Source organism: Vibrio sp. 1641, from assembly GCF_033339995.1.
Classification (GTDB): Bacteria; Pseudomonadota; Gammaproteobacteria; order Enterobacterales; family Vibrionaceae; genus Vibrio; species Vibrio alginolyticus.
In genome coordinates this window covers 1-584 of the sequence record NZ_JAWOVP010000360.1, presented here as the reverse complement: position 1 = coordinate 584, position 584 = coordinate 1, and the positions used below count along the sequence as shown (strand labels likewise).

Annotated in this window: 1 protein-coding gene; it reads right to left on the bottom strand. The window is 44.2% G+C overall.

All coding sequences use genetic code 11. The features are described from left to right. On the bottom strand, positions 1-584 hold a 584-nt coding region (locus R7Z47_RS25985), incomplete at both ends, for a transposase (RefSeq protein WP_318130917.1).

The window sequence follows — 584 nt, the reverse complement described above, 5'->3', positions numbered from 1 at the left end:
CCTGTTGTGTATTTAAATTATCCCTATTTTTCAATAACACCCAGCGCGAACGCTTGACCCATTGCCTTGCTTTTTTATCTTGTTTTAGCTTATTGGCTTGGTCGACTCTGACTCTATCCATCACTTCACGACCAAACTTAGCAACGACGTGGAACAAGTCGTAAACGATGCGAGCATTTGGGCAATGCTCTTGGACTTCAAGGTCAAAAGCCGTATTCATATCCATTGCTACAGCTTCGATATTTTTACCATGCTCACCTAGCTGTTCAAAGAACGGTCGAATATCCTTGCGGCTACGACCTAGTCCTACCCAGATAACTTGATGGCTTTTCGCGTCAGCAATGACCGTCGCATAGCGGTGCCCTTTAAAAATAGCGAACTCGTCCATGACGAGTTGCCTTAATTCACCCCATTTAACTTGCGGCACTACTTGTTGAAGCCGACGCTTATCTATCTCTTTGATTGTGTGCCAATGAACGCCTGTCACTTGGGCTATATGTTTAATTGGTAGCAGAGGTAACAACTGTTCTATATAGCTTCGTAGGCGTTTAGTGATACGAGCATAAGGTTCCAACCAAGATAGC